This is a genomic window from Beijerinckia mobilis (assembly GCF_000745425.1).
Lineage (GTDB): Bacteria > Pseudomonadota > Alphaproteobacteria > Rhizobiales > Beijerinckiaceae > Beijerinckia > Beijerinckia mobilis.
Window position 1 is genome coordinate 311004 of sequence record NZ_JQJH01000002.1, and the last position, 26132, is coordinate 337135.

Annotated in this window: 25 protein-coding genes and 1 pseudogene; 10 read left to right on the forward strand and 16 right to left on the reverse strand. The window is 59.0% G+C overall.

Translation table 11 applies throughout. The features are described 5' to 3' along the window. Nucleotides 1-106: 106 nt before the first annotated feature. Together DL88_RS03610 and DL88_RS03615 are read right to left on the reverse strand one after the other, a co-directional pair. A complete protein-coding gene (locus tag DL88_RS03610; protein WP_034991736.1) occupies nt 107-2383 on the reverse strand; it encodes a 3-hydroxyacyl-CoA dehydrogenase/enoyl-CoA hydratase family protein in 2277 nt (758 codons plus the stop codon). A 256-nt stretch (nt 2384-2639) separates the two neighbouring features. Beyond that, a complete protein-coding gene (locus DL88_RS03615) occupies nt 2640-4316 on the reverse strand; it encodes an electron transfer flavoprotein-ubiquinone oxidoreductase (protein ID WP_034992259.1) in 1677 nt (558 codons plus the stop codon). Between the two features lie 458 nt (nt 4317-4774). Here DL88_RS03615 and DL88_RS03620 point away from each other — a divergent pair, with 458 nt between their 5' ends. The 4 genes from DL88_RS03620 (at nt 4775) to DL88_RS03635 (ending at nt 9293) form a co-directional block, all read left to right on the forward strand. Further along, nucleotides 4775-5692 carry a LysR family transcriptional regulator gene (locus DL88_RS03620; protein ID WP_051955547.1) on the forward strand — a complete coding sequence of 306 codons (918 nt, stop codon included), beginning with the start codon at nt 4775-4777 and terminating at the stop codon, nt 5690-5692. Between the two features lie 519 nt (nt 5693-6211). After that, nucleotides 6212-7585, forward strand: a complete 1374-nt coding sequence (egtB, locus tag DL88_RS03625; RefSeq protein ID WP_084704873.1) for an ergothioneine biosynthesis protein EgtB — start codon at nt 6212-6214, stop codon at nt 7583-7585. Next, a complete protein-coding gene (gene egtD / locus DL88_RS03630; RefSeq protein ID WP_034991739.1) occupies nt 7582-8559 on the forward strand; it encodes an L-histidine N(alpha)-methyltransferase in 978 nt (325 codons plus the stop codon). Before egtB ends, egtD begins: the two co-directional genes overlap by 4 nt. A 353-nt stretch (nt 8560-8912) precedes the next feature. Further along, on the forward strand, nt 8913-9293 hold the full coding sequence (locus tag DL88_RS03635) for a COG4315 family predicted lipoprotein (RefSeq protein ID WP_034991741.1): 381 nt from the start codon (nt 8913-8915) through the stop codon (nt 9291-9293). Nucleotides 9294-9352: 59 nt separating this feature from the next. On the opposite strand, the gene DL88_RS20120 is transcribed toward DL88_RS03635, so the two are convergent. Continuing rightward, nucleotides 9353-9544 carry a hypothetical protein gene (locus DL88_RS20120; protein WP_156970915.1) on the reverse strand — a complete coding sequence of 64 codons (192 nt, stop codon included), beginning with the start codon at nt 9542-9544 and terminating at the stop codon, nt 9353-9355. A gap of 26 nt (nt 9545-9570) precedes the next feature. Between DL88_RS20120 and DL88_RS03640 the strand changes: the two genes are divergently transcribed. Both DL88_RS03640 and DL88_RS03645 read left to right on the forward strand, forming a co-directional pair. Further along, the gene (locus DL88_RS03640) at nt 9571-9771 is read left to right on the forward strand and encodes a CsbD family protein (RefSeq protein ID WP_034991743.1); all 201 of its coding nucleotides are present in this window, start codon (nt 9571-9573) and stop codon (nt 9769-9771) included. Between the two features lie 409 nt (nt 9772-10180). Beyond that, nucleotides 10181-10498: a hypothetical protein gene (locus DL88_RS03645; RefSeq protein WP_034992277.1), complete on the forward strand. Its 318-nt coding sequence runs from the start codon at nt 10181-10183 to the stop codon at nt 10496-10498. A gap of 250 nt (nt 10499-10748) precedes the next feature. Here DL88_RS03645 and ureG read toward each other — a convergent pair whose 3' ends face one another. The 4 genes from ureG to DL88_RS03665 are packed head-to-tail and all read right to left on the reverse strand — an operon-like array spanning nt 10749 to nt 13348. Further along, nucleotides 10749-11432: an urease accessory protein UreG gene (gene ureG, locus DL88_RS03650; protein WP_051955548.1), complete on the reverse strand. Its 684-nt coding sequence runs from the start codon at nt 11430-11432 to the stop codon at nt 10749-10751. A gap of 48 nt (nt 11433-11480) precedes the next feature. Further along, nucleotides 11481-12212, reverse strand: a complete 732-nt coding sequence (locus DL88_RS03655) for an urease accessory protein UreF (protein ID WP_169741531.1) — start codon at nt 12210-12212, stop codon at nt 11481-11483. Next, a complete protein-coding gene (locus DL88_RS03660) occupies nt 12160-12726 on the reverse strand; it encodes an urease accessory protein UreE (RefSeq protein WP_245270601.1) in 567 nt (188 codons plus the stop codon). The genes DL88_RS03655 and DL88_RS03660 overlap by 53 nt, the downstream gene beginning before the upstream one ends. A gap of 16 nt (nt 12727-12742) precedes the next feature. Beyond that, on the reverse strand, nt 12743-13348 hold the full coding sequence (locus tag DL88_RS03665) for a methylated-DNA--[protein]-cysteine S-methyltransferase (protein WP_051955549.1): 606 nt from the start codon (nt 13346-13348) through the stop codon (nt 12743-12745). 233 nt (nt 13349-13581) lie between these two features. Here DL88_RS03665 and DL88_RS03670 point away from each other — a divergent pair, with 233 nt between their 5' ends. Next, entirely contained in the window at nt 13582-15663 is a 2082-nt protein-coding gene (locus tag DL88_RS03670; RefSeq protein WP_034991748.1) for a M3 family metallopeptidase, read from the forward strand. Next, nucleotides 15660-16385 carry an NUDIX hydrolase gene (locus DL88_RS03675; protein WP_034991752.1) on the forward strand — a complete coding sequence of 242 codons (726 nt, stop codon included), beginning with the start codon at nt 15660-15662 and terminating at the stop codon, nt 16383-16385. The genes DL88_RS03670 and DL88_RS03675 overlap by 4 nt, the downstream gene beginning before the upstream one ends. Here the strand turns inward: DL88_RS03675 and DL88_RS20725 are convergent. The 8 genes and pseudogenes from DL88_RS20725 to epmA all read right to left on the reverse strand — a co-directional run. Next, nucleotides 16369-16467, reverse strand: a pseudogene (locus DL88_RS20725) (type II toxin-antitoxin system VapC family toxin); the annotation flags it as partial. The gene DL88_RS03675 and the pseudogene DL88_RS20725 sit on opposite strands and share 17 nt — an antisense overlap. A 102-nt stretch (nt 16468-16569) precedes the next feature. Continuing rightward, nucleotides 16570-16728, reverse strand: a complete 159-nt coding sequence (locus tag DL88_RS20730; protein ID WP_245270602.1) for a type II toxin-antitoxin system VapB family antitoxin — start codon at nt 16726-16728, stop codon at nt 16570-16572. A gap of 65 nt (nt 16729-16793) precedes the next feature. Then, nucleotides 16794-17435 carry a Fic family protein gene (locus DL88_RS03680; RefSeq protein WP_034991755.1) on the reverse strand — a complete coding sequence of 214 codons (642 nt, stop codon included), beginning with the start codon at nt 17433-17435 and terminating at the stop codon, nt 16794-16796. A gap of 41 nt (nt 17436-17476) precedes the next feature. Next, the gene (locus DL88_RS20125) at nt 17477-17689 is read right to left on the reverse strand and encodes a hypothetical protein (protein WP_156970916.1); all 213 of its coding nucleotides are present in this window, start codon (nt 17687-17689) and stop codon (nt 17477-17479) included. A 302-nt stretch (nt 17690-17991) separates the two neighbouring features. After that, entirely contained in the window at nt 17992-18537 is a 546-nt protein-coding gene (locus tag DL88_RS03690) for a CAP domain-containing protein (protein WP_084704877.1), read from the reverse strand. Beyond that, complete coding sequence (locus DL88_RS03695; RefSeq protein ID WP_034991761.1) at nt 18534-21134, reverse strand: DUF3772 domain-containing protein; 2601 nt, start codon at nt 21132-21134, stop codon at nt 18534-18536. Before DL88_RS03695 ends, DL88_RS03690 begins: the two co-directional genes overlap by 4 nt. A 454-nt stretch (nt 21135-21588) precedes the next feature. Beyond that, entirely contained in the window at nt 21589-22683 is a 1095-nt protein-coding gene (locus DL88_RS03705; RefSeq protein WP_034992296.1) for a lysine-2,3-aminomutase-like protein, read from the reverse strand. 41 nt (nt 22684-22724) lie between these two features. Next, nucleotides 22725-23831: an EF-P lysine aminoacylase EpmA gene (gene epmA / locus DL88_RS03710; RefSeq protein ID WP_370736381.1), complete on the reverse strand. Its 1107-nt coding sequence runs from the start codon at nt 23829-23831 to the stop codon at nt 22725-22727. Between the two features lie 406 nt (nt 23832-24237). Between epmA and efp the strand changes: the two genes are divergently transcribed. Beyond that, nucleotides 24238-24807: an elongation factor P gene (gene efp / locus DL88_RS03715; protein ID WP_034991766.1), complete on the forward strand. Its 570-nt coding sequence runs from the start codon at nt 24238-24240 to the stop codon at nt 24805-24807. Between the two features lie 21 nt (nt 24808-24828). After that, the gene (locus DL88_RS03720) at nt 24829-25779 is read left to right on the forward strand and encodes a threonine dehydratase (RefSeq protein WP_034991770.1); all 951 of its coding nucleotides are present in this window, start codon (nt 24829-24831) and stop codon (nt 25777-25779) included. A 48-nt stretch (nt 25780-25827) separates the two neighbouring features. On the opposite strand, the gene DL88_RS03725 is transcribed toward DL88_RS03720, so the two are convergent. Next, nucleotides 25828-26130, reverse strand: coding sequence for a DUF2312 domain-containing protein (locus DL88_RS03725; RefSeq protein ID WP_210165258.1), 303 nt, complete (start codon nt 26128-26130; stop codon nt 25828-25830). Nucleotides 26131-26132 lie beyond the last annotated feature (2 nt).

Consider the following 26132-nt stretch of genomic DNA (forward strand, 5'->3'; position numbering starts at 1 on the left):
GCAGCAGGCGCGCGCGAAGCCAAAATGCTCCTGCGAAACTGCGATCGGGAAAGGCGCCGGGATTTCGCCCTTGCGCCGTTCCGTTCCGGACGATTCTTGGCCGGCCTCAGTTCTTCAACGGTTTTCCGGTCTTGATCATATGCGCGATGCGCTCACGTGCCGGCTCGGTCAGGGCCGTTTCAACGAAGGCGAGCGTTGCCCTGTCGTTGAGCTCCTTCTCGCTCAGTGGAGCGCCGGAACCTGAAAGAACATTGATGAGCAGACGCGCGATCTCCCGGTCGTAGGGCGACAGGCTCTCGCCGATTTCTGCCACTTTCGCTTCGAGAACGGAGGCTGCGGGCAAGGTGAAGGTCGGCGGGGTCAGGGGCTTGAAGCCCTCCTTCGCCGCGAGTGCCATCTGTTTGGCGTCGGCAATCAGCCGGTCGCGATTCATCGTCACTTTATCCGTCGGCCGCAGGATATGGCGCGCCTTGGCGTCATAGGCGCCGCTCGCGGCGCTGGCGCCCAGAACACGTTCGATCACCTCGACGGCGGCGGCCTCGGAGGAGAGACCCTGTTCGAGAAGCCGGATCATCCATTCGAAAATGCCGCCCCAGCCGGGGATGAGCCCGACTTTGACCTCGACGAGGCCGATCGTCACTTCCGCATGGGCGGCGATCGCATGGGAATGGAGCGCGATTTCGCAGCCGCCGCCGAGCGTCGCGCCGAAGGGAGCGGCGATGATCGGGAAGCCGGCATATTTCACCGCGTTGAACGAGGCGAGGCCGCTCTCGATAAAGGTCTCGATCGCCTTGCCGTCGCCTTTCTCGGAGAGCGCCAGAATGGCGGAAAGATCGGCGCCGGCGCTGAAGGCCGGGCCCTCATTGCCGATGACGATGCCGGAGAAATCCTTCGGCGTGTCCTGGACCATCTCGCCGACAGCTTCCAGAAGCCGTGGCGTGAAGACATTCATCTTGGTGCGGGCTTCGAAGAGGCCGATGCCGTCGCCGAGATCCCACAGGCTCGCCGCATCGCCATAATCCTTGACGGGCTTGGCCTTGAGCTTGATCGCCGCCAGTGAGATGACGCCTTCGGGTAGCGGGATCGCGCTATAGGCTGGGCCGGAGGAGGCCGGATTGAGGCTTTCGCGCTCGCCCTTTTCCACACGGTAGAAGCTCTGGCGGGAAACCGCTTCCGCCAGCAGTTCCGGCACTGCCGTGCCTTCCGCTTTCAGCCGGTCCGCGAGCCAGCCTGCGCCGACCCGGTCGATGAGTTCAAAGGGGCCATATTTCCAGCCATAGCCGATGCGCATTGCTTCATCGACGGCATCCGTCCGGTCGGCGATCTCCGGTACCAGCGCCGCCGCATAGGATAATGTGCGGGTAAGCACTGCGCGGGCATAATCGCCGGCAGGGGCCTTGATGCCGAGCAGAGCCTTGCCATCGCCCTTGGCCGCATCCTGAATTTCCTGCGGCACGGCTTTTTGCGGCCGGTAGGCGCCGGTTGCGAGATCGATGACCTCGCGGCTCTTGCGGTCCGAGGAAAGCTTGTAGAAGCCGCCGCCGCCCTTGCGGCCGGTCAGACCCTTGGCCAGCATGCCGGTGAGCAAAGCGGGTTCGGCCGCATAGGCATGGACGGCGTCCGTCTGCGGCAGGGTCGTCTGCAGTGAGCGGATCAGCGCCGGCATCAGATCATTGCCGATGAGATCATAGAGGCCGAAAATGCCGGTTTTCGGAAAGCCGAACGGCTTGCCCATGACCAGATCGGCTTCCTCGACATCGATGTTTAGCTTGATCGCCTCGTTGAGACCCACAGCCAGCCAGTAGCAGCCGATGCGGTTGCCGATGAAGCCGGGTGTGTCCTTGCAGGGCACAACTCCCTTGCCGAGGCCGACATCGCAGAACTGGCGGATCGCGGCGGTCACTTCTGGTGCCGTCTGCGGTCCGGCGATCAGCTCGAGCAGCCGCATATGGCGCGGGGGATTAAAGAAATGGGTGATGAGGAAACGGCTGGCGAGCGCCGGAGAAAGACCCGCGACCAGCTGATGCAGCGGCAGGGTGGAAGTGTTGGAGCTGACGATCGCTTCCGGCTTGCGGACCTGATCGATGGAATTGAACAGACCGTGTTTGATGTCGAGCCGTTCCGCCACCGCTTCGATGATCCAGTCGGCATCCGAGAGCAGGTGGAGATCGGTCTTGGTGCCGCCGGTGGTAATGCGCTTGGCAAAATCGGCCAGCATGAAACCGCCGGTTTTCAGCTGCCGCTCGACACCCTTCTTGGCGATTTCCGGATCGAGATCGAGCAGAACGACATCCAATCCGGCATTGGCGAGATGCGCCGCTATCCCCGATCCCATGGTGCCAGCGCCGATGACGGCACCCTTCCTGAAAGTAATCGTCGACATGCTGACTCTCGCTGCTTGATCGTCCTGAGGAATTCCGAGGATTTGCGGGAACCGTCTGGCCGTTCGCCGCATCCATGGGGAAGGGTCGCATCACATCAAAAAGCTACATCTCTTTTGTGATGGTGCGGCCAGGTAATGGTGCGGCACCTTGTTACAGGTTAGCGATTATGGATCGCCTCTATCGGTCGGATGCGGTTTTTGGAGCGGGTGTGTGCGCCATTCGCTCTTACGCAATCCTCTAAAGTAGAGGCTCAGGCTACATATTCGGGTAATTGGGACCGCCGCCGCCTTCCGGCGGCACCCAGTTGATGTTCTGTGCCGGGTCCTTGATGTCGCAGGTTTTGCAATGCACACAGTTCTGTGCATTGATGACGAAGCGGGGATCCTTTTTCGTCTCTTCGTCGGCATAGACGATTTCATAGACCGCCGCTGGGCAATAGAGCCTGGCGGGCTCGCCATAGACCGGCAGATTGTCCTTGACGGGAATGTCGGCGTCGGTGAGCCGCAAATGGCAGGGCTGATCCTCGGCGTGATGAGTATTCGAGACGAAGACCGAGGACAATCGGTCGAAGGTCAGGACGCCATCAGGTTTCGGATAGGTTTTGGGCGTCACTTCGGCGAGCGGCTTCAGGCAGGCGTAATCAGGCTTGCCATGCGGCAGGGTGCCGAAAAATGATGTGTTGAACAGTGTCTGTGTCCACAGATCCATGCCGCCGAGCATGATGCCGAGCGGCGTGCCGTAGCGGGACCATAAAGGCTTCATATTACGGACCGGATAAAGGTCGCGGCCGATCGCCGAGGTCCGCCAGCCATTCTCGTAGGCGCTGAGTTCCGCAGGAGCGGCTTCAGGTGTCGCGGCTTCCGGAGCCGTGCTCTCCCAGAGATCAACAATGGCCTTGGCGGCCTCCATGCCGGAAAGAATGGCGTTATGCGACCCCTTGATGCGCGGCACGTTGATAAAGCCCGCCGCGCAGCCGATCAGGGCGCCCCCCGGGAAAGTCAGTTTGGGAACCGATTGCCAGCCGCCTTCGGTCAGGGCGCGGGCGCCATAGGAGAGGCGCTTGGCGCCCTCGAAGGTCTTGCGGATTTCCGGATGGGTCTTGAATTTCTGGAATTCGCCGAAGGGAAACAGCGTCGGGTTGGAATAATTGAGGTGGACGACGAAACCCACGGCGACGAGGTTTTCGCCGAAATGATAAAGGAAGGAGCCGCCGCCCGTATCCCTGTCGAGGGGCCAGCCGAGCGTATGCTGCACACGGCCGGCATGAAAATGCTGCGGCTGGACTTCCCAGAGTTCCTTGAATCCGATGCCGTATTTCTGCGGTTCGCGCCCCTTGTCGAGGCCGAAACGGGCGATGGCCTGTTTGCTGAGCGAGCCGCGCGCGCCTTCCGCCAGCAATGTATAGCGGGCGCGCAATTCGACGCCGCGCGTATAATCGGATTTATGGGAACCATCCTTGCCGATTCCCATATCGCCGGTGGCGACGCCGACGACAGTCCCATTTTCGTCTAGAAGCAGTTCGGTTCCGGCGAAGCCCGGATAGATTTCGACGCCGAGCGCTTCCGCCTTGGCGGCGAGATAGCGCGTCACCTCGCCGAGCGAGCCGATGAAATTGCCATGATTGCCCATCAGCTTCGGCATCAGCGCATTGGGCAGAGCCTGGGCTTTTGTCTCGGTGAGGAACAGAAATGTATCCTCGTTCACCTGTGTCTTGAGCGGCCGCTCGGCATCCTCCTGCCAGTCCGGCAGCAAGGCGTTAAGGCCGATGGGATCGACGACGACGCCTGAGAGAATATGGGCGCCGACCTCGCTGCCTTTTTCGATCACCAGAACCGAAAGGTCCTTGCCGGTCTTCTCCGCGAGCTGTTTGAGGTGAATGGCTGCGGCCAAACCCGCTGGCCCGGCGCCGACGATGACGATGTCGAATTCCATCGTCTCACGCGGCGATTGCTCTTCCGTCAAGGCTTTTCCCTTTATTCATCCAATGACGATAATATGGGGCGATTCGACCCGCTGAAACACAGCATAGGTCCGCTTTCAGGAATTAAGAAGACCCCTAAAAGAATGGGTCGCCTGCCTGTGGAGCTCTTTGCTCGGCAATACTTGTATCGCGCCAGAACAAATAGTCATTCTGGGAAGCAAAGTACGCGCTATGGAAGGAAGAGAAGAGGCGGGCTGGCTTATATCCCATGGCGATATCAGAAACGGGCATGGGCGATGCTTTGATAAGCGTTGATCCATTCTGGTGCGTTTCCCATTGAATAAATTATATTCTTTGCATGGGGCGCGACGCTAGCTCTCCTTTCGGCTCATGACTAGCCCTTGTGTTTGCAAGCCATTTGTTCAAAAAACGGCGAAATCCTATCGCCGTTTTCTGCTTTCAGCCATCCATGCCCATGCCGTCACTCGTCGAAGATCTCCGATGCTTTGTCCGCGTCGCTGAATGCGGTTCCTTTTCCATTGTCGCCCGGGAAAATATGGTGAGTCAGGCGACAATCGGGCGCCGGATCGGCGGCCTCGAGGACCATTTCAAGATTTTGCTGTTCCACCGCTCGACGCGGCGGATCATCCTGACCGATGCCGGACAGAGTTTTCTGGTCTATGCCCGGCGCATTCTACAAGAGTTCGAGACGGCCGAAAATGCGCTCGGCCGCCACAGTGCGGAGCCGAAAGGGCGTGTCCGCGTCGGTTCGACCAATGCCTTCGGGCAATATCTGGTGCGTGGCCTCGCGCAATTTTCCGAACGCTACCCATGCCTTTCCATTGATCTCGTCGTCGGCGACGGCCTCGTCAATCTGATCGAGGATGGTTTCGATCTCGCATTGCGCATCGGTGAAGTGACGGAATCCTCGGTGGTGGCCCGTCATCTCGGCGACGTACCGCGTACACTCGTCGCCGCGCCCTCTTATCTCGAGCGCCATGGGGTGCCGGAGGATGTCTCCGCCCTGCAGCATCATGAATGCGTGTTGTTCAGTTACGGTACCACGAAACAGGTCTGGAATGTCGGCGGCAGTCTCGTGCGGGTTTCGGGCTCGTTCCGCACCAATTCGTCCATCGCCCAGTTCGAGGCGGTGCGCAATGGCGTGGGCATCAGCCTGTTTCCCTGGTTCCAGGTCGATGACGATATCCGGCAGGGGCGTCTAGTGCGGCTGTTGCCCGACATGCCGATTGAGCCGATCCATTTTTATATGACTTATCCCGCTTACCGGACCCTGCCGCCGCGCACCCGTGTTGTCGTCGACTGGATCAGCGAGGAGGCGCGCAAGCTGGTGCCTGGGCCGCCGCCATATGAAGATTCCGAAATGTGACGTTCGAGGCAAGGGCATCGGCGGGGCTGTCAGGCAACCCGCCCGTGCCGGGATCCTTTCAAGGCGGGGCCGCAGGGCCGGACGCGGCCCCATCGCAGCCGATTGACGAACGTCGGGACATGCAATGAAATCTCCCGAACCTCTTGGGCATCTCGTTCTTTTCGGCCTTGCCTCCGTCGCGATGCCCGGTGCCGAGCTACAGGCCTGTTGCCCAAAGGGAGCCCTTCGATGCCGTGAGGAAGCGCATGAAGGCGGATATCGCCAAAGACCATGCGGATGTGCCGAAGCGTGGCATCAAGGATTCCCCTCCCAATGTGCATGATGCGGTTTGCTGACGTTTGATGACACCGCTGAATTCTTAAATCTCGCCCTCGGGACCAGGCTGAACCAGGACGCGAAGCGGGATCTTGTCCAGTTCATGAAAGCTCTATGAAGGGGGGCCATTGCCGCCGTGACGGACGGACTGGCAACCAACCGGCCGTTTACCCGTTATGCCGCGGCAATGGAGGAGATTCCGCAATGGAACCGACCATAGCCACTGGCCTCTCGGGTCGCGATGTCACACGCTTCGGCCAGGATGGGCATGAGCCTGCGAGACAGCGCCCCTTTGACCGGTCTGACAGGGATCCGCTCACGCGCAAGAAAGCGATTGCCGATGCTTACCGGTGTGTCCGTGCCGAAACGGAGTCGCGCGCCGCCTGTTTGTCCGCGGAGGATCAAACCATCCAGTCAATGCCAGATGCAAGCCCCACGAAATGGCATCGTGCGCATACGACATGGTTTTTCGAGACCTTCCTGCTGATTCCTTTTCTGCCGGGCTATCGCCTGTTCGATCCCGCATTCACTTATCTTTTTAATTCTTATTATGATGGCGTGGGACCCCGTCATCCGCGCCCACAACGCGGAATGCTCAGCCGTCCAAGCATAGAGGAAATTCGGGCTTATCGCCTGTCTGTCGATGCCGCCATGGAGCGGTTGATGGCAATATCAGATGATGCGCTGCGGGATCTCATTCTTCTCGGACTCAATCACGAGCAGCAGCATCAGGAATTGATCCTCACCGACATCAAACATGCCTTTGCGGTATCACCACTGCGGCCAGCCTACAGATCCATCCCCGAAAAACCCGTTCCGGCGCAAACGAAGCCCGGTCGTTTACCACCAGCCGGCCGATGGACATTCGAGGAGGGGCTTTATCCGGTCGGCCATGGCGACGCTTCCCTCTCACTCTTTGCCTTCGACAATGAAAAGCCCCGGCATCGGACATTCCTTCGCGATTACACGCTTGCTGATCGCTTGGTGAGCAATAGCGAATTTCTTGAATTCATGGAGGACGATGGTTATCTCCGCCCGGAATTCTGGCTATCCGACGGATTTGCGCTGGCGCAGGCGGAACATTGGACTGCGCCAGCCTATTGGCGGCGCGAGGAATCAGATTGGTTCGTTTACACACTTTATGGAGAGCGGCCGCTTCGTCCGGACGAACCTGTCTGCCATGTGAGCTTTTATGAAGCCGATGCCTATGCCCGCTGGAAGCGATGCCGCCTGCCGACTGAGCAGGAATGGGAAGTCGCTGCCGCCCGCCATGGCCTCTTCGAAAACGTAGAAGAGACATCGGGGCTCCATCCGGCGCCGCTAAGCGGTTCGGTCTCGCCATGGATCGCGCAGGACGTCTGGGAATGGACGGCGAGCCCTTATGTGCCCTATCCGGGCTATCATCGGCCTGCCGGCGTGCTCGGCGAATATAATGGAAAATTCATGTGCAGTCAGATGGTCCTGCGCGGCCGTTCCTGTGCCACGCCCAAGGGGCATGAGCGGATCACCTATCGCAATTTTTTTCCGCCGCAGGCGCGCTGGCAATTCTCTGGTTTCCGGCTGGCGGAGGATCCATGAAAGCCATTCAAGCCGTGCAGCGGATACATGATCTCGCACCGGGCGTCGAGGCGTTTCATGAGGCGGTGATTGCCGGTCTCAGCGCCGTGCCCAAAACCCTGTCGTGCAAATTTCTTTATGATGCCACAGGCTCACGGCTGTTCGATCGTATCTGCACGCTGCCCGCCTATTATCCGACACGCACGGAATGGGGGATCCTCAGGGCGCATGCGCGTGACATAGCGGCGGCGGCGGGCCCTGCCGCCGGCCTGATCGAATTCGGCTCCGGCGCCGGACACAAGATCAGGTTGCTGCTCGCCGCGCTGCGGGATCCGGCGCTCTATATTCCGATTGATATTTCGCGAACGCATCTTCTTGCGTCAGCACAGACATTATCCGCTGCATTCCCGCAGCTTCCGATTGTGCCTGTCTGTGCTGATTACACGCAATCCTTCGTGCTTCCGGATATGAGGAACTATTGCCCGGGGCGTCTCGTCGGTTTTTTTCCCGGATCCACCATTGGTAATTTCACACCCGAGGAAATGAATGAATTTCTCCGCCGGACCGCACAGCTGCTGGGAGAAGGGGCTCTTTTCATCGTCGGGGTCGATCTGCCGAAAGCAAAGGCGGTGCTTGAGGCGGCTTACGACGATCCGCAAGGTGTCACGGCGGCCTTCAATCTCAATCTTCTGCGCAGGATCAATCGGGAACTGAAGGCCGATTTCGATCTCGCCACCTTTCGGCATGAGGCACGCTGGGACGCGGCGGCCGGCCGGATTGAAATGCACCTTACAAGCCAGATCGAGCAGATGGTTTCGATCGCGCCGCATCGAATCCATTTTCGCCGAGGAGAAACGATCCACACCGAAAACTCACATAAATATGATCTTGAGACATTCATGAACCACGCCGAAGCTACGGGATATAAAAGCCTCGCATCCTGGACTGACACTCAACGCCTGTTTGCTTTGCATATGCTCGAGGTCAAACGCTGAAACTGCAACGCATGTATGCGAATCTTTTTTTGAAGATTCTTGCGCAACCGGCTTCGTCTCCGGGCGTTTCCCGCCGAAGTGCGAAGGCTGACGCACGCGTTTGTCAACCTTTTCCAAGGCGGGTTTCGGGGCAGGGCACTTGAAAACGTGCCGGTCTTTCAACTGGAAGCGTCATTGGCAGGTGATGGCGTTTCAATCGCTATTGGAGCACTATGGTTTTGAAAATACGATATTTTTTTGAGCATTACGGATGAATCCGTAATGCTGCGAGCGAATCATCCGGCCCATTGAATCACACTATGCGCTTCGATGAGATGGGAACTTGGGGAAGGGAACTTGGACGGAGCTCTGCGATGAAAATCTCCCATATCACAGTCAGTGCCTTTGTCATGCTCGCGCCGAGCTTCCTCACCGCACAGCCGGCCAAATGGGGAAAAAGCCCTGTCGGTGCGATTCTCCAGACCCCTGATGGCAAGACGCTTTATGTCTTCGATGGTGATCATGCCGGGAGCGGTGCATCCACTTGCACAGGGAATTGCGCCAAGCTCTGGCCGCCCTATCTCGCGAGCAACGAGGCGAAAGCCGAAGGCGATTGGACGCTGATTGCGCGCGATGACGGCGCCCGTCAATGGGCCTATCGGGGGCGACCTGTCTATACATGGGTGAAGGATGGCCCTGGTGAAACCAGTGGCGATGGTATGGCCGGAAACAGATGGCACGTGGCCAAGCCCTGAAGCAGAAGCAATGTGTGCGTCTGCGGTGTTTTTGGATGGCGCGGGAACGCTCCAAATTATCAGATTAAGTCAAAAAGATTTTCTTTTTGTGCGTGATGTAGATCGCGCGTTTGAGACAGAAGCTCAAAGATCATGAGGGAACGATAGTCATCGTTCGGTGTTGCCTTTCCAGAACCGGCATTGCACACAGCTTCAGAATATATATTGGGAACTGTATGCAATCTGGCTTCTTCCGGAAAACCGGAAGTCATTATCAATCACCAGACTGGAGGTTGTCATGGACTGGAATCGCATCGAAGGCAATTGGAAGCAGTTGAAGGGCAAGGTCAAGGAGCAATGGGGCAATCTGACCGATGACGATCTCGACAAGATCGAGGGTCGCCGTGAACAGCTTGAAGGCAAGCTCCAGGAACGTTATGGCCAGACCAAGGATGCTGCGCGCAAGAATGTTGATGATTGGCTCAATACAATGCATTGACGATCCAGTTTGTCTCGCGGCTTCTCGCTTGGCCATTCAGGAGGATTCGGCATTTTACCCCAACGTTGATCGGCGGTTCTCTTCTGAATGAAAACGGCCTGATACTTCGGGGTTAGCGCATATAATGGTCGCGATGGTTGCTGCGATCATTGTGTGCGCAGTTTTTTATGGCGATTGTCCTGTCGGTCGAAGTGTATCTCGTATGGAGATCGGCCGAACATTTGGGATATATCCAGAATCGCTCAACACAAAAATTAGGGCGTTTTCCAACGTCATGAAATCACGAAGTGATTCAATTTCATGGGAAAATGCTCTGAGCTTTTTTACTGAGCGCTGCTTTCAAGGTGTTTGTTGTTGAGAAATGTTCCGTCCAATCGCTTTGTTCGGACGTTGGAAACAGGAGGATCGCATGCCGAGCGGCGATAAATCCAAATATACGGATAAACAGAAGCGTAAAGCCGAACATATAGAGGAAAGCTACGAAAGCCGCGGGATTGCCGAAAAGGAAGCGGAACGGCGAGCCTGGGCGACGGTCAATAAGGATGATGGAGGCGGCAGCAAATCCGGTTTCGGCCGTGGCACGCATACGGGACATCCTGCTGCGCATAAGGGTGGCGAGAAAGGCGGCGCAGCCTCAGCCGCGCGATCCGCTGAGGAGCGTTCCGCTTCCGCCAGAAAGGCCGCAACGACACGCAAGTGGAACGCCGAGCAGCGGGTGCATCATTGAAGATCTTCGGATGATTCCGAAGATCTTTATCAAGAAAACAGCGAGCGTTTTCTTCGTATGGCATTCCATTCAGTGCGCAAAGGCTCCGGCCCGGCTTCCGGGTGCTCGGGACAGTGAATTGCATACAGTTTCAGGGTGAGCTTGTCGCTCGGAGATAAAGGCCTATTCTTCTCCTGGAAGGCTTTCCGCCATTGGGTATGCCAACCACATGAAGCGCAATTCATGAATGCGCATTCATCTTCAAGTGGCTTCAGACTTCAGGTTTTTGATCGAGCCCACCCTGATGTAAAATGAAACGTATGACGGCGTCCATGCCTTCCCCGGTCTTCATATTGGTGAAGACGAAAGGCTTGTCTCCGCGCATCCTTTTCGCGTCCTCTTCCATCACTGCCAGCGAAGCGCCGACATGATCGGCAAGGTCGATCTTGTTGATGATCAGAAGATCCGACCGAGTGATGCCTGGCCCTCCCTTGCGCGGAATTTTTTCTCCCCCGGATACATCAATGACATAAAGCGTGAGATCGGCGAGTTCCGGCGAAAAAGTCGCCGCGAGATTGTCACCGCCCGATTCGATCAGGATCAGATCGAGATTCGGAAACCGCTGCCGCATGGTCGCGATCGCCGCGAGATTGATCGATGCATCCTCGCGGATCGCCGTATGTGGACAGCCGCCGGTCTCGACGCCGAGGATGCGCTCGGCCTCGAGAGCTCCGGCGACTGTCAGGATGCGTGCATCCTCTCTCGTGTAAATATCATTGGTAATCGCAACGAGGTCATAATGACTCCGCAACCTTGTGCAGAGCTGTTCCATCAAGGCTGTTTTGCCGCTGCCGACCGGGCCGCCTATGCCGACGCGTAATGGGCCATGGGTGGAGGCCGGAGGGTGGGTAGCGCCACTTATGGCTGCTGTGATCCTGTCGGGTGCGGAGGTCATCTCTTCGGTCCTGATCTTGGGGCCTGAGGTCTGCGAAAAAGGTCGGGTTCAGGAACGAAACAGACGCGAATATTGCGTCTCATGCTTCATCGAGGCGATATCGGCACTATAGGCGCAGGTGCCGAGCGCCGATTCTTCCGCATCGACGGCGAAACGCGCGAGAGCGTCGATCTTTGTGCGCCAGCCGGCGAGCATCTGCTGGGCTTCGCTCTGTCCCACGATTGCGAGTTTCTGTGCGGCCGAAACGAGATTGCCGCAAAAAGCCATGAGAAAGACTTCGGTGAGAGGCTGTTGTGCAATGCCATGACCCGCTGCGAATAGTGCCACGGCGAGCGGATAGGCGATCTCTTCATCGAGACAGGATTGAAACGACGGCAGGGCCGCAAACGGCCAGGCAGCGCTGGCGGCGGCTAGGAAAGCCGCCCCCTGTTGGCTGGTCTCAAGATGCAATTCGCGGCTCGGGCAGAGGGCGAGCGCGAGGGTGTTGAGATCGGCGAAAGCCCTCGTGTCGCCATGGCGCGCGGAGCGCCAGCCGAGATTGAGCAGCACGGCCTCGTTATGCAGCACGCCATGGTCGAAAAACGGATCGATCCAGCCGGCGAGACTTGTTGCGTCGCGGATCGCACCCGTTTCGATCGCCCATTCGAGCCCATGTGAATAGGCGAAGCTTCCGACCGGAAAGGAAGGGGAAAGCCAGACGAAAAGCGGCAGGACCTGGGGGGCGGCTTCATCCATGGCGATGTGCGTGATTATGGCCGTGATCATGAGTGTGATCACCATGATCATGTCCGGGCGCTGAGCGATCCGTCAGATTGTCATGCGCAATCTCGTCATGCGCAATCTCATGGCCCACATAGGCGCCGCCCTCCGGCTCGAAGGGAGCTTCGATCGCGCGCAACCGCAAAGCGGCATTGTGCCGCTTGAATGTTTGCAGGAGCTCGAGAAGAACGCGATCGTGGCGGATACGCAGTTTGGCGCCGTTGATCTCGACTGGCACATGGCGATTGCCGAGATGCCAGGCGATCCTGACCCGTTCGGTGATATCCGGACAGATGATCTCGATGAGCGGTTCCGGCTCCGCCACGACCTCGACCAGGCGTCCGTCTTCGAGTTTCAGCGCATCGCCATGGCGCAGCATCAGAGCCGTTTCGAGATCGAGAAGGAAATCGAGCCCATGCACGCCCTGCATGCGGATGCGGCGGCGATGCCGGGCGTCATAATCAAGCACCACGACATCGGCAGGCGTTTCCTGCCAGCTTCCGCGAGGCAGGACAATGGTCGCGCGCAACACCATGAAATGTCGTTCCTGATCAGAGCGCTTCCCGCGCCAGAAGAATGCGTTTGCGGTCAATACCCCAGCGATAGCCGGACAGGGCGCCATCATGACGCACCACGCGATGGCAGGGGATGGCGATGGCGATCCTGTTGGCTCCGCAGGCTTGAGCCACGGCGCGCACCGCTTTGGGTTTGCCGATTCGAGTCGCGATTTCGGTATAGCTCACGGTTTTGCCGTAAGGAATGGCATTGAGCTCGGTCCAGACGCGTTCCTGAAATGCGGTGCCGTTTGTATCGAGCGGCAGATCGAGACCGGTTTGCGGTGCCTCGATGAAGGTGAGGACCTTGCCGATCGTTGCGTCGAGGGCCGCGTCGGCGCGCGTCAGGGCCGCCTGTGGGAAACGGCTTTGCAGATCCTGACGGAGCTGGTCTTCGTCATCGCCGAGCTGGATGGCGCAGAGGCCCTTGCTGGTAAGGGCGACGAGCGCGAGGCCCAGGGAACAGGGTGTGATGGCATAATGGATCGGTGTACCGGAGGTAGCTTTTGGCGAGTCCCCGGCGTCGGAATGGGTTGCCTGCGGCAGGGTCCGCGCCTTTGCAGGCCCTTGCGCCGGGTATTCCTGGGTTTGCAGACCGGTCATGGCTCCCTCCCTTGCGGTAAGGATATATTTTTAGAACAAGACGCGAACGATTCAAAGATTTCCCGTACAAAATCCCCAGCAGCCTTTGGTAGGAAAACCGGGCCTTGCGTGTGCCCCTTGCGAGCGTCCCTTGCGAATCTCCCTTGCGCTTGCCTTTCGAAAATCCCCCTTGAAAGCGCCGGCCTCGGTGCGCAAATTGCTTCACAACGGAAAAATATGGCAGGAGCGAGTGGATGGACGCGGTCGACAACCCATTGCTGGAGCGCTGGACCGGACCTTTCGAGGCTCCTCCCTTCGATCGTGTCGAAGCCTCCCATTTCATGCCGGCCTTTACGCAAGCCTTCGCCGCCGCGCGCGCGGAGATCGAGGCGATTGCCGAGAATCCGCAGCCGCCGACTTTTGCCAATACGATCGGGGCGCTGGAACGGGCTGGCAATGATCTCGACCGGGTCTCGCTTACTTTCTTCAATCTTGCCGGTGCCGACACCAATGATGCGCTCGAGGAAGTCGAGCGCGAAATCGCGCCGCTCATGTCGCGCCATCGCAGCGCCATCTATCTGAACGAGGCTCTATTCCGCCGGATCGAGAGCTTGTGGAATGAGCGGGAGTCGCTGGGCCTTGATCCCGAGCAAGCGCGGGTGCTTGAGCGTTATCATATTGCCTTTACCCGCAACGGGGCGGCCCTCGCACCCGAAGCCAAGGCGCGTCTCGCCGAAATCTCGGAACGGCTCGCGACGCTTGGCACGCAATTCAGCCAGAATGTGCTGGCCGATGAGAAGGCCTATCGGCTCGTTCTTGAAACAAAGGAAGATCTCGCAGGCCTTCCCGACTCACTCGTCGCCTCGGCGGCGGCGACGGCACAGGAGCTTGGCCTGCCCGGCAAATATGTCATCACGCTCGCGCGCTCCTCGATCGAGCCTTTCCTGCAATTTTCCGCGCGGCGCGATTTGCGTGAACAGGCTTTCCGTGCCTGGAGCCTGCGCGGCGAAAATGGCGGGGCAACCGATAATCGCGCCATTGCCGCCGAAATGGTGAAATTACGGGCTGAGCGGGCGAAGCTGCTTGGCTTTCCGACCTTCGCCCATTTCAAATTGGCCGATACGATGGCGAAGACGCCGGAGGCCGCGCTTGATCTTCTTTATTCGGTCTGGCAGCCGGCGCGGGCGCGTGCCTTGCGGGAACAGGAGGCTCTGCGCGCCATTGCGGCGCAGGAGGGTGGCAATTTCGAGATCGCCGCCTGGGACTGGCGTTATTATGCCGAAAAGCAGCGCAAGGCCGAATTCGATCTCGATGAAGGCGAGACCAAGCCCTATCTCCAGCTCGAAAAATTGGTTGAGGCGGTGTTCGATACGGCAGGAAAATTGTTCGGCCTCACCTTCACCGAACGGTTCGATGTCCCGCTCTATCACAAGGACGCCCGCGCCTGGACCGTCGCCCGCGACGGCGCACCGATCGCTCTCTTCATCGGCGATTATTTCGCGCGGCCTTCAAAGCATAGCGGGGCCTGGATGAGCGTCTTCCGCGAGCAGCACAAGCTCGACGAGACACCGGTTTTGCCGATCGTCGTCAACGTCCTGAATTTCGCGCGCGGCGCGGAGGGCGCCCCGGCGCTGCTCAGTTTCGATGATGCGCGGACTTTGTTCCACGAATTCGGCCATGCCCTCCATGGCATGCTCTCGAATGTGACCTATCCGATGATTTCCGGCACCAGCGTCGCGCGCGATTTCGTCGAATTTCCTTCCCAGCTCTATGAACATTGGCTGGAACAGCCGGAGGTTTTGCGCCGCTTCGCCGTGCATCACGAAACCGGCGAGCCGATGCCCGAGCCGCTGCTCGAAAAGGTGCTGGCGGCGCGTCAGTTCAACCAGGGTTTCGCCACAGTCGAATATACCGCTTCCGCCCTCGTCGATCTCGATCTGCACCTCAAGGCCGGACAGGATGGTGAGGAGATCGACATCGTCGCCTTCGAGGCCGACACATTGGCGAAACTCGCCATGCCGGAGGCGATCATCATGCGCCATCGCACCCCGCATTTTCAGCACATCTTTACGGGCGATGGCTATTCGGCCGGTTATTATTCCTATCTCTGGTCGGAAATTCTCGACGCCGATGGTTTCGATGCCTTCGAGGAAAAGGGCGACATTTTTGACCCGGAACTCGCCAAAAGGCTGCATGACCATGTCTATTCAGCGGGCTACAGCCGCGATCCGGAGACCGCCTATGCCGGTTTCCGCGGCCGCGCCCCGGCGCCGGAAGCCCTTTTGCGCAAGCGCGGCCTGCTGGATACGGCTCCTGAAGGGGTGAGCGCCGCGTGAGCGAGCCGCGTCTCTCGGCTTCCGTGCTGCTCATCCGCGATGAGCCATTCGAAGTGCTGATGATGGAGCGCCACGCGGCGGCGGTATTCGGCTCGGCGCTGGTCTTTCCTGGCGGTTGCGTCGAGGCCGAGGATGGCGCGGACCTTTGGGGCGATCTCATCGACGATCCGGAAGATCTGCCGGAAGACGAGCAGATTTTGCGGATCGCCGCCTGTCGTGAATTGTTCGAGGAGACGGGTCTTCTCCTGCTCGACAGGCCCTTCCTTCCCGATCCGGACATTGGGGCGGGAGCGGATTTCCATTCCCTCGTTGCGCGCAGCGGGGGGCGGCTGGCGCTCGGCGGCCTCTATCCCTTCGGCCATTGGATCACACCGCTCGATCTGCCGAAACGGTTCGACACGCATTTCTATCTCGCCAAGGCCCCTGCCGGGCAGGTGCCACGCTGCGATGGCCATGAGGCGGTGCGGCTTGCCTGGTTGCAGCCCGCGGCGGTCATGGCGCAGGCTGATGCGGGGCAATGCAAGCTCCTGTTGCCGACGCGGATGAACCTGTTGCGCCTCGATGAACATGAGACGTGCGATAGGGCGCTTGCGGCTTCTCACCTTTATCCCCGCGTCCCGGTTCTGCCCCAGCCGGAAAGGACAGAGCGGGGGCGATGCATACGCATTGCGGCGGAAGCAGGCTACGCTCTGACGGAAGTCTGGCTCAACGAGCAGGCGTGATGTCGGTTTGCTGAAAATCATTCCCTTTGAAGAGAAGGGACTCTCCCGTCGCTCTCGCCAGCGCATAGGCAAAGCAATCGCCGACCTATCGGGGATCATTTCGGAAGGCCGCGGTCGTCGTAAAGTAATGTGGAGTGATCGACGCAAGGCCCCGCGAGATGCACAGCCGCCCGGTCTGCGATTGTCAGCAGTTGTTCACACTGGCCTTGCCCTTTTGGCGCTCGATCCTGGCGGAATGTTCACGTAGAGCTTGCGTAACGATCTTTGTCAGGCTTTCTCCAGTTGCCTTGGCGATCGCTTGTGCGAGGCTGTGTGCCTCGGGGCCTCGATTATTGAGACTCACAATGCCCTCTTATGTTCTTGTTTTCTACCATCATCGGTAAATTCAGATGATGTCTCAATTTGAATTTAACCGCCAAATGGGGGCGTCTGATTTGCTCCGCTCGCTCCGTCTAAGGGCATGTCCCTGACCTGCTCATCAAGAAGTCGGGCCAGATACGCTTCCATTTTTGGGAACTTAAGATCGCCTTCGAACCAAAACTGATCTGCCTCTTTTAGCGCGTCGTAATATGGCGTTCTTTCGTGGCGAATGCGTTCCGGCACTATAATCTTGCCTCCTGGCAAGCCTCCAGATTTTGCGCATAATATATAATAACAAGCAGCCCTCGCGGTACGGCCATTACCTTCAATAAATGGATGTATCCAATTTAGCCTCCAAAGAACATAGGATGCCAATACTGTCTCAGACCAGACGAACCAATTTTCCTGAACGGTGGAAATAAATTGATCCATTAAATATGGCACTTTTTCAAAGTGGGGTGGTGTGTGATCTTTTAGGTAAACTGGTTCTTCTCTGAATCGTCCGCCGAATTGAGAAATGTTCGATACGGCTGCGGCGTTTAAAGACCATAAAAGATATTTATCGAATGCCCGAACGCCCTGAATTATACCCACCTCTATACAGGTGATCAGGAGATCATACTGGCGGGCTAAGTTGCGCTCCTGCACCCTATCATAAAGAGTTTGATTTTCATCTTCCAATACGAACAAAGTAACCTCCAAAAAATAGGCCCTATAAGGGCCTATTTCTCTCAGCTAATCTTTTCTATCCGAATATTCGCGGCCGCATGCCGTGCCGAATCCTTAGTGATGCGAGAATCTGAAGGGGCATTTCCATAAACAAAACTCGCTTTTTGTTCGGCAAGTTCGGCTTCTGAAACGCCCTTTGCTATAGATTCTTTAAGTCTTTTCTGGAAATCGGCCCGATCTGGCGGTGTAAAGCCTAAAGAAACACGCTCAACCATCGGCTCCATCCTCTCAAATCCAGAACCAATGTGTACCCAATTAGTTCACACATTTCTAGTGAAACTATATGCTCCGTGTTTCTTCGCCGGCTCTTCCGGCGCATTGATCAGAAACAGGGTGTCTTCCATACTCCAAAGCCAAACAGTGTCTTGTACTAAGCATATCATAAGGTAGGCTGGCATGGTGAACGGAAGGCAATTGGCACAAATTTCAAACAGAGACACCATCTAAATTTATCCAATTGGAAGCCACCGACGGTGCGGGATGAGTTTTAAAATTCCGGGCTGACGACCGCCGCAGATCAATCGGTCATGACTAGCGCCCAATAGGTGCGGTAACGCGTGCCCGGCGCTTCCGCGGCGCCGATGCCCATACGGCGCATTGCCGGATCCCGCAAATTGGCGTCGTGGCCGGGCGAATGGCACCAGCCGGCGAAAACGGCGGGCGTCGTCGCATAGCCTGCCGAGACGTTTTCGACGGCCGTCGCCTTGGCGAGATTGATCTTGGCAAGCCTGGCGGCGAGTGGAGCCGCTATTTCGTGACTCAAATGATCCGCCCGCGCCATAGCCTCGGCCTGATCGCGCGCGAAGGCCTGCAGCCGGGGGTCGAGCCGCACGGGCGTGAGCCCATGGGCCATGCGATAAGAGGAGATCAACCGTTCCGCCGTCGCCGGATCGACATCGAGGGGCTTGGCGGCGATCGGCGGATGCGCGGCCTGCTGAGTGGTTTTCGGGGCCAGGGCGCAACCGGCGAGAGCGGCCGCAAAGGCAGAAGCCACAAGGATTGCGACCGGCCGTGTCGCTTCGTCGCGGCACGATGCGCGTTTTTCCCTGGCGATCGTTTTCATTGACCGTTCGGCCCCGCTCCGGCGGCCTTTTGGTGCGTGGGCTTTTCCATTGGCCGCGTTTCCTCGCCGCGGGGACCATCGGAGCGCGCGATAAGGGCGCCGAAATGATCGAGCCCGAGAATATCGACGCGCGTCGGATCAGGAGGCGCGCCGTTGAAGAATTTCTCCTCCTTGAAGCGCCGGCAGATCTCGAAATGGAGATCGCTCTTCACCCGCGCCAGCGTCAGCACATCGGCGACATAGCAGATCAGGTCGAAGCTGAGGCTCGCTCCGGTGAGGTCGGTGAACAGCACCTGCGGGCTCGGCATGGTCATGACCATTTCGTGCGATTTGGCGATATCGAGAAGCGTCGTGCGCACATTCTCCGGATCGGCGGTCGAGGAGACCGTCAGCTTGATGACGATACGCGCCGTCGTATCGTTACGGACGAGGTTTTTGACGACGCCGCTGATGATGTTCGAATTGGGAATGATGACGGCCGCCCGGTCGAAGGTTTCGATTTCCGTCGAGCGGACATTGATCTTGCGGACAAAACCCTGTTCGCCGCCGACGACGATCCAGTCGCCGACACGCACCGCACGTTCCCAAAGGAGAATGAGGCCCGACACGAAATTGTTGATGATCGATTGCAGGCCGAAACCGATACCGACCGACAGGGCGCCGGCGAGAAGCGCGAGCCGTTCGAAATTGATGCCGATATAGGCCGAGGACATTGCCACGGCGAGAATGACCGCGAGATAGCCGAGGCTGGTGCGGATGGAATTGCGTATGCCGGAATCGAGCCGCGTCTTCGGCAGAAGCTGCGTATCGAGCCATTTCTGCACGGCATGAACGGAAAGATAGGCGGCGGCGAAGACCGCCATGCCCATGATGATGCCGGAGAGGGAAATCGTGATGCCGCCGATCTTGAAGCCGAAGAAGATCGAGCCGAGATCGTTCGAGACGTCGTTCGATTGCCATCCCCATGGGGCAAGCAGGCAGAAGATCGCGATCAGAAGAAAGATCACGCGAAGAATGCCGGAGAGCAGGATCGCGACAATGTCGAGGGTCCCGCGGTGCAGGCCGAGAAGCCTGATGAGGCGGCGGCCGAACCGGCTCGAGGGAGTGAGCACCGTCGAGAGAACGCTGTCGGCGAGTTGCACGGCCATGACCAGCAGGCAGATGACGGCGCCGACCCACAGGACCTGGCCCAGGAGAAAATTGCCGAAAGCGATGAAGCCGGCCAATACCGCTACCATCACCGTGAGGGATACGCCCCACAGTGCCAGGCGGATGATGCTGATGTAATTGACCTTGCCGTCCTCTTCATAGGAGGCACCTTTCTGGTCATCGGATTTGTCGTCGTCCTCCAGCTGCACCGAGCCGGAAAACAGCAACACGAAGAGCACCAGAACGCCCAATAATGCGCCTGTCGCACGGGTGACGATGCCAAACGGCAGCGAGGCATAGATGATCTGGTTCAGGGCCTCGATGATTTTCACGCCGGCGACAACCACCGCCAGGGCCACTGCGGCGACGAAGACGCGCTGCGCGCGGGCATCATCGATTTCGACCAGGCGCCATTTCGGCCGCCGCATGGAGAGAAAGCCATTGCTGATCGCGGCGACCGAGGTCACGTTCAATGTGCCGAAGCCCAAGGCTTCGAAGAAGGGCTGCAGGCGCGTGTCGTTGATGCCGAACCCGGCCATGACCTGGCTGATGCCCAGAACGACAAGGACCGGTAGGACGGCGACGACGATCAGGCTCCACCAGGCGGCGAGCGCCTTTTGCAGCATGGTCGGTTCGGTGATTTTCGGCTGCCGCGAGAGAAACCGGAAGGAGAGGCGCCAGGCGGGCCAGTAAAGAATGGCGATGGTGGCGAGCATGCCCCAGAAGGCCGACATGCGCCAGCCAACCAGCCGCTCGTTGATCGTACTGAAACCATCCTTGAAAACGGCGTTCACAGCCTCGAATTCATTGGGAAGTTCCGGCAGCAATTCGGTCCAGACGGACGGCGCGAGTGGACTTGTGACGCGCGCGAAAAGAGAGCGCGTGATGAGGCCGCGCCGCTGCGTGATGATGAAATTATTGGTCTGATCAGCCTGGACCGAGAGCAGCTTGGCGCGTTTCAGCAGTTCGTCGGTTTCGCTATAGGCTTTTTGCTGGTCGGCGCGCTCGGCGGTAACCGCCGGGCTTTCCGGCGGTGCGTTATCGGCAGGTTTCGGCCCCAATTGATCGAGCCGCTGCTTGATGGCTGCGAGGCGTGGCGTCAAATGGTTGATGATATCGGTGACACTCGTCTGCAGTGGCGGAATCTGCGCCTGGAGACTGTCGAAATCATCGGCACGCAGTTCATGGCGCTGTAGGCTTTGGCCGATCTGATCCAATGTGGCTCGCGCCTGATCGAGCTTCTTCCCATAATCCGTGGGCAGCGGTGTCAAAGGCCCGGCGATCGCAGCGGCAGGTGTTTCGGTAGGCGTATCCGCCGCCGCATTCTGCGCCATGACGGAGCTGCCGGACAGGATATTGGTGGAAGAGACGGCCAGGATGAGCGTGCAAAGCAAAAGGGCGAGACGTTTGAGCACGAGAATTCCCTTGCGCGGTTTGGCGATACGCATCCGCGTCACTGAATGGTTTGATATACCCGAATTTCGTAGGAATTCCGGGTTCCGCTCTTATAAATCATTTTACTTCAATGATTTATAAGAGCGTGCCACCTTATTCCTTCGGAAGGGTGGCATGATAAGGCTCAATGAAAATGATTTATTGAGACTTGCCTCATTGAGATTTGGCCCCGCGACGGCGGGGCGGCGGTTGCCGCCGGATCTCGTGATTCCCAACAGGTCAGGACCAACGAGACATGGCCGAAAGGATAGGCGGCTGGCGGCTTCGGCCCCAACCGGCATGATGGCGATCTTACGCCCGGCAAATGGCCATTCTTCGACCGTGCGGCCGTTTCGAGCGACATGAAAGCACCGGACATCCAGAGGTCTTGAGCCTGGCATTGAAACGGGAAGGTGATGCTGGCGTTCCCGCCGGGCGGTTCGTCCTGTGTGATCAGGTTTTCTCGTATCATTCCAGGCGAGTGTCCGCATCAGCCTGTTGCGGATAGGCATGTTTTTGGCCGCGATAATCCTCGACGATGAGGGGGGCGCCTTCCGCGCCGGCGCTAAGATAATTCGGGCCGACCGGCGATTTGCCATGTCCGCCGGGCAGATCCAGCACATAGGCTGGCTGGCAGAGGCCGGAGAGGCGGCCACGCAAAGCGCGCATCAGGGCCTGGCCCTCGCTGATGGAAAGCCGGAAATGGCTGGTGCCGGGCGCGAGATCGGGATGATGCAGATAATAGGGTTTGATGCGCATCTCCACGAAGGCGCGCATCAGTTCCGCCAGAATCTCGACCTTGTCGTTCACGCCGCGCAGCAGCACGCTCTGGCTCAGCATGGGAATGCCGCCATCGATGAAGGCGGCGCAGGCCCGGCGCGCCGCAGGCGTCAATTCGCGCGGATGATTGGCGTGGAGAACCAGATAGACGGTTTTGCCGCTCGCCCGCAGCAGATCGACAATGTCCTGCGTGACACGGCCGGGATCAACGCTGGGCACCCGGCTGTGCAGGCGCAGGATTTTGATATGGCCGATGGCATCGAGCCTTGCGAGAATATCGGCGAGACGGCGTGGTGACAGCATCAATGGATCGCCGCCGGTCAGGATCACTTCCCAGATTTCCCGGTTGGCGGCGAGATAGGAGAAGGCCGCATCGAGCGCCTTGGCGTCGAGATGGCTCGGGCCTTGCGGGCCGACGGTTTCACGGCGGAAGCAGAACCGGCAATAGACCGGGCAGACATGCAGAAGTTTCAGGAGCGCCCTGTCGGGATAGCGATGCACCACGCCTTCGACGGGGCTGAAAGCCGCATCGCCGATCGGATCGTCGCGTTCCTCGGGCAGCCTCTCGGCTTCGCGAATATCCGGCACGAACTGACGGGCGATAGGGTCCAGGGGATCCGCGGGGTCGATCAGCGCCGCCATGGCTTCGCTGATGCCGACGGCATAATGCGCCTCGAGCGCGGCGAGGCTTTTTGCCTCGGTCGGCGTGATCAGCCCGGCCTTCGCGAGGTCGTGGGTGCTGCGCAGGCCGTTTTTACCGCCATCCGGGAAAGGCGCATTCATCTCAAGCTGTCCCTCTCCGATCATCCGCTTCTGGCCAAGCTTCACGGCATTGCCGCCAGAGGGGTCCACAGAACCTCGGCGATCTCGCGGGCATCCGTCGCCAGCATGGCGAGCCGGTCGAAGCCGAGCGCAATGCCGCAGGCTTGCGGCATGATGGCGAGCGCGGCGAGAAAATCGGGGTCGATCGGATAGGTTTCTCCATAGATGCGCAAGCGTTCGGCCATGGCGGCCTCGAAACGGCGGCGCTGCTCTTCCGGATCGGTCAATTCGCCGAAACCATTGGCGAGTTCCACGCCACAGGCGTAAAGCTCGAACCGTTCGGCAAAGCGTGGATCGGGCTTGAGGCGCGCGAGCGCCGCCTCGCAGGCGGGATAATCGGTCAGAAAGGTCGCGCGGCCTTCGCCAAGTCTGGGTTCGACCCGGTCGGACAGTACTTTGCTGAAGAGATCCGACCAATTATCGTCGTCGCTGACGCGGAGCCCGAGCGCACGCACTTTCTCGGCAAACAGGTCGCGGGTCTCGGGGCCGCCCGGCAGCAAGGGTTCGAGATCGATCCCCGCATAGGCATGAAACGCGGCGCAGACCGAGATCCGCTCCGGCTCGGCGAAAGGATCGGCATTGCGGCCGCGATGACGCAGTTCGCTCGCTCCGGCTGCCGTGACGCAGCTGCGCATCAAGGCGGTGCAATCCTCCATCAGCTGGTCATAGGGCGCACCGGCGCGATACCATTCGAGCATCAGGAATTCGGGATGATGTAGCCGATCGAGCTCGCCGTTGCGAAAGACATGCTGAAAAATGAACAGACGTTCTTCTCCCGCCGCCAGCAGTTTCTTGGCGGCGAATTCCGGCGACGTATGAAGATAATAAGGCTGGCCCTCGCCACCCTGCGGCTGAAAGCGGGTCGCAAAGGCGCCGATATGGGTTTCGTTGCCGGGTGAAATCTGCAGGATCGCCGTATCGGCTTCGATGAAATCACCGGTGCGGAAGAAAGCCCGCGCCGCCTCAATCATTGCCGCGCGTGCGACGAGTTTCGGACGGCGGCGGCGATGGGCATCAGGCATCCACCAGCGCTCCGGTGCCGGCTGGGCTTTGCGTGGCGGCGGGGCCGAAGGGGTGGGCACGGATTTGCCCGGATACTCGCTCATCATGCAATTTCGCTTGAAAAAGGAACCCGATCGCGGCTAAGCGACTGGAGCATGCCTCACCCGATCGTGACTCTTCCCGCTCGGGCCCTAAGGACAAATTACAAAAGACAGGATTTAGAAGGGCCATGCATCGAAATCCAGTGTTTCGATGCGGGCGGCTCCGGCAGAGCCGTTTCTCCAATCCCTTCGGATACGGCCTCTTGGGAATGGCCCTTTGGGAACGGCCTTTTGGGCAGCATTGATTTTGTTTCTCGAAGCAAAATCAATGCTGCCTCGTGTCCATTGATGGTCCTGGCCCTCTCTGGGCCGCCATCAATTCACCTCATCGCGCCGCGGCCGGCGCCTTCCGGCTTTGCATTATCCGCAAAGCTTCGTCACGCGCCCGCGCGCCCCGTATAAAGGAAAGTTCGTGAAAGTCATCGCCAGTTCAATCCGCAAGGGCAATATCATCGAGAAGGAAGATGGCCAGCTTTATGTCGTTCTGACCGCCGAGAGCTTCCATCCCGGCAAGGGCACGCCGACGACGCAGATCGACATGCGCCGCCTCTCTGATGGCGTCAAGACCACGGACCGCTACAAGACGACGGAACAGGTCGAGCGCGCCTATGTCGAGGACATGAATTTCAGCTATCTGTATCAGGATGCGGACGGCTATACGTTCATGAATACGGAGACTTACGATCAGATCATCGTGCCGCCGGATGTGATTGGCGACCAGGCGGTCTATCTCCAGGAAGGCATGGTCTGCATCCTCTCGATCTTCAACGGCGTCGCCGTCGCGATCCAGCTGCCGGCCCGCGTCACGCTCGAAGTGATGGAGACCGAGCCCGCCATGAAGGGGCAGACTGCTTCTTCCTCTTACAAGCCGGCCAAGCTGTCGAACGGCATGAGGGCCATGGTGCCGCCACATATTTCGGCGGGCACCCGGATCGTCATCCTGACGGAAGACGGTTCCTATGTCGAACGCGCCAAAGACTGACGCCCGGGGCTGAAGCGGCTCGTGTTCGATCTTGAAGGTCTCCATCAGGCGGCGGCGCTGGTGCATGAAACGATGGGGCCGACCCCGGCCCATCACTGGCCGCTGCTTTCGGCCCGCAGCGGCGCGCTGGTCCATGTCAAACATGAAAACCATACGCCGACCGGCGCCTTCAAGCTGCGCGGGGGGCTCGTCTATATCGATCATCTCACGCGCACAGCCCCGGACATCAAGGGGATTGTCAGTGCGACGCGCGGCAATCACGGCCAGAGCCTCGCGCTTGCCGGCGGCCGCGCCGGGCTGAAGGTGACGATCGTCGTGCCGATCGGTAATTCGGTTGAGAAAAACGCCGCGATGCGGGCCTTTGGCGCTCAGGTGATCGAAAGCGGACGCGATTTCGATGCAGCGCTGGAGACCGCCTCGGTGCTCGCCAAGGACAATGGCTGGCATATGGTGCCTGCCTTCCATCCCGATCTGGTGCGCGGTGTCGCGACCTACGCGCTTGAATTCTTCGAGGCCGTGCCAGATCTCGATACCGTCTATGTGCCGATCGGGCTCGGTTCCGGTATTTGCGGCCTGATCCGGACACGCGATCTTCTGGGTCTCAAAACCGAGATCGTCGGCGTGGTTGCCGCCGCCGCCGATGCCTATGCGCAAAGTTTCGAGGCGGGCCATCCCGTCACCACGGAAAGCGCGATGACCATCGCCGATGGCATGGCCTGCCGGGTGCCGCGCGAAGACGCGCTCACGATCATCCACCAGGGGGCGGCCCGCGTGGTGCGGGTGGAAGAGCATGAAATCCGGATGGCCGTGCGCGCCTATCACGAAGATACGCATAATCTCGCGGAGGGCGCGGGCGCGGCTCCGCTCGCTGCCTTGCTCAAGGAAAAAGAGCGTCAGGCCGGCCGCAAGATCGGCCTCGTTCTGACCGGCGGCAATATCGACCGCGCGGTCTATGCCGGCCTCATCGCCTGACGGGCTCCTATCCTAGGTCTCATTAATCCCGGCTGTCGGGAAAAATAATTACATTTTCAAGGCGTCCATATAGAGCTCAAGGATGGCTTCCATTTCCATCCGCTCGGCATGATCCTGTTTGCGCAGGCGGATGATCTGGCGCACGACCTTCACGTCGAATCCACGCCCCTTCATCTCCGCATAGACATCCTTGATGTCGTCGCTGAGTGCCTTTTTTTCCTCTTCGAGCCGCTCGATCCGTTCGACGAATTGCTTCAATTCCTCCGCCGCGACACCGCTTTCGGCAATATCGGCATGGGGAGAACCGCCATGGCGGTTTGAACGGTTCTCGCCGGGACCGGCTTCACTCATAG

What these genes read in the sequence shown, in the direction of transcription:
- DL88_RS20125 (WP_156970916.1), bottom strand. Translation starts at nt 17,689, where the DNA reads ATGGTTGAGCGTGTTTCTTTAGGCTTTACACCGCCAGATCGGGCCGAT.
- DL88_RS03615 (WP_034992259.1), bottom strand. Translation starts at nt 4,316, where the DNA reads ATGGAATTCGACATCGTCATCGTCGGCGCCGGGCCAGCGGGTTTGGCC.
- DL88_RS03645 (WP_034992277.1), top strand. Translation starts at nt 10,181, where the DNA reads ATGCCGAGCGGCGATAAATCCAAATATACGGATAAACAGAAGCGTAAA.
- DL88_RS03665 (WP_051955549.1), bottom strand. Translation starts at nt 13,348, where the DNA reads ATGACCGGTCTGCAAACCCAGGAATACCCGGCGCAAGGGCCTGCAAAG.
- egtD (WP_034991739.1), top strand. Translation starts at nt 7,582, where the DNA reads ATGAAAGCCATTCAAGCCGTGCAGCGGATACATGATCTCGCACCGGGC.
- DL88_RS03635 (WP_034991741.1), top strand. Translation starts at nt 8,913, where the DNA reads ATGAAAATCTCCCATATCACAGTCAGTGCCTTTGTCATGCTCGCGCCG.
- DL88_RS20120 (WP_156970915.1), bottom strand. Translation starts at nt 9,544, where the DNA reads ATGACTTCCGGTTTTCCGGAAGAAGCCAGATTGCATACAGTTCCCAAT.
- DL88_RS03695 (WP_034991761.1), bottom strand. Translation starts at nt 21,134, where the DNA reads ATGCGTATCGCCAAACCGCGCAAGGGAATTCTCGTGCTCAAACGTCTC.
- DL88_RS03670 (WP_034991748.1), top strand. Translation starts at nt 13,582, where the DNA reads ATGGACGCGGTCGACAACCCATTGCTGGAGCGCTGGACCGGACCTTTC.
- ureG (WP_051955548.1), bottom strand. Translation starts at nt 11,432, where the DNA reads ATGACCTCCGCACCCGACAGGATCACAGCAGCCATAAGTGGCGCTACC.
- epmA (WP_370736381.1), bottom strand. Translation starts at nt 23,831, where the DNA reads ATGATGAGCGAGTATCCGGGCAAATCCGTGCCCACCCCTTCGGCCCCG.
- DL88_RS03690 (WP_084704877.1), bottom strand. Translation starts at nt 18,537, where the DNA reads ATGAAAACGATCGCCAGGGAAAAACGCGCATCGTGCCGCGACGAAGCG.
- DL88_RS03660 (WP_245270601.1), bottom strand. Translation starts at nt 12,726, where the DNA reads ATGGTGTTGCGCGCGACCATTGTCCTGCCTCGCGGAAGCTGGCAGGAA.
- DL88_RS03725 (WP_210165258.1), bottom strand. Translation starts at nt 26,130, where the DNA reads ATGAGTGAAGCCGGTCCCGGCGAGAACCGTTCAAACCGCCATGGCGGT.
- DL88_RS03610 (WP_034991736.1), bottom strand. Translation starts at nt 2,383, where the DNA reads ATGTCGACGATTACTTTCAGGAAGGGTGCCGTCATCGGCGCTGGCACC.
- egtB (WP_084704873.1), top strand. Translation starts at nt 6,212, where the DNA reads ATGGAACCGACCATAGCCACTGGCCTCTCGGGTCGCGATGTCACACGC.
- DL88_RS03655 (WP_169741531.1), bottom strand. Translation starts at nt 12,212, where the DNA reads ATGGTGATCACACTCATGATCACGGCCATAATCACGCACATCGCCATG.
- DL88_RS03620 (WP_051955547.1), top strand. Translation starts at nt 4,775, where the DNA reads ATGCCCATGCCGTCACTCGTCGAAGATCTCCGATGCTTTGTCCGCGTC.
- DL88_RS03705 (WP_034992296.1), bottom strand. Translation starts at nt 22,683, where the DNA reads ATGAATGCGCCTTTCCCGGATGGCGGTAAAAACGGCCTGCGCAGCACC.
- DL88_RS03640 (WP_034991743.1), top strand. Translation starts at nt 9,571, where the DNA reads ATGGACTGGAATCGCATCGAAGGCAATTGGAAGCAGTTGAAGGGCAAG.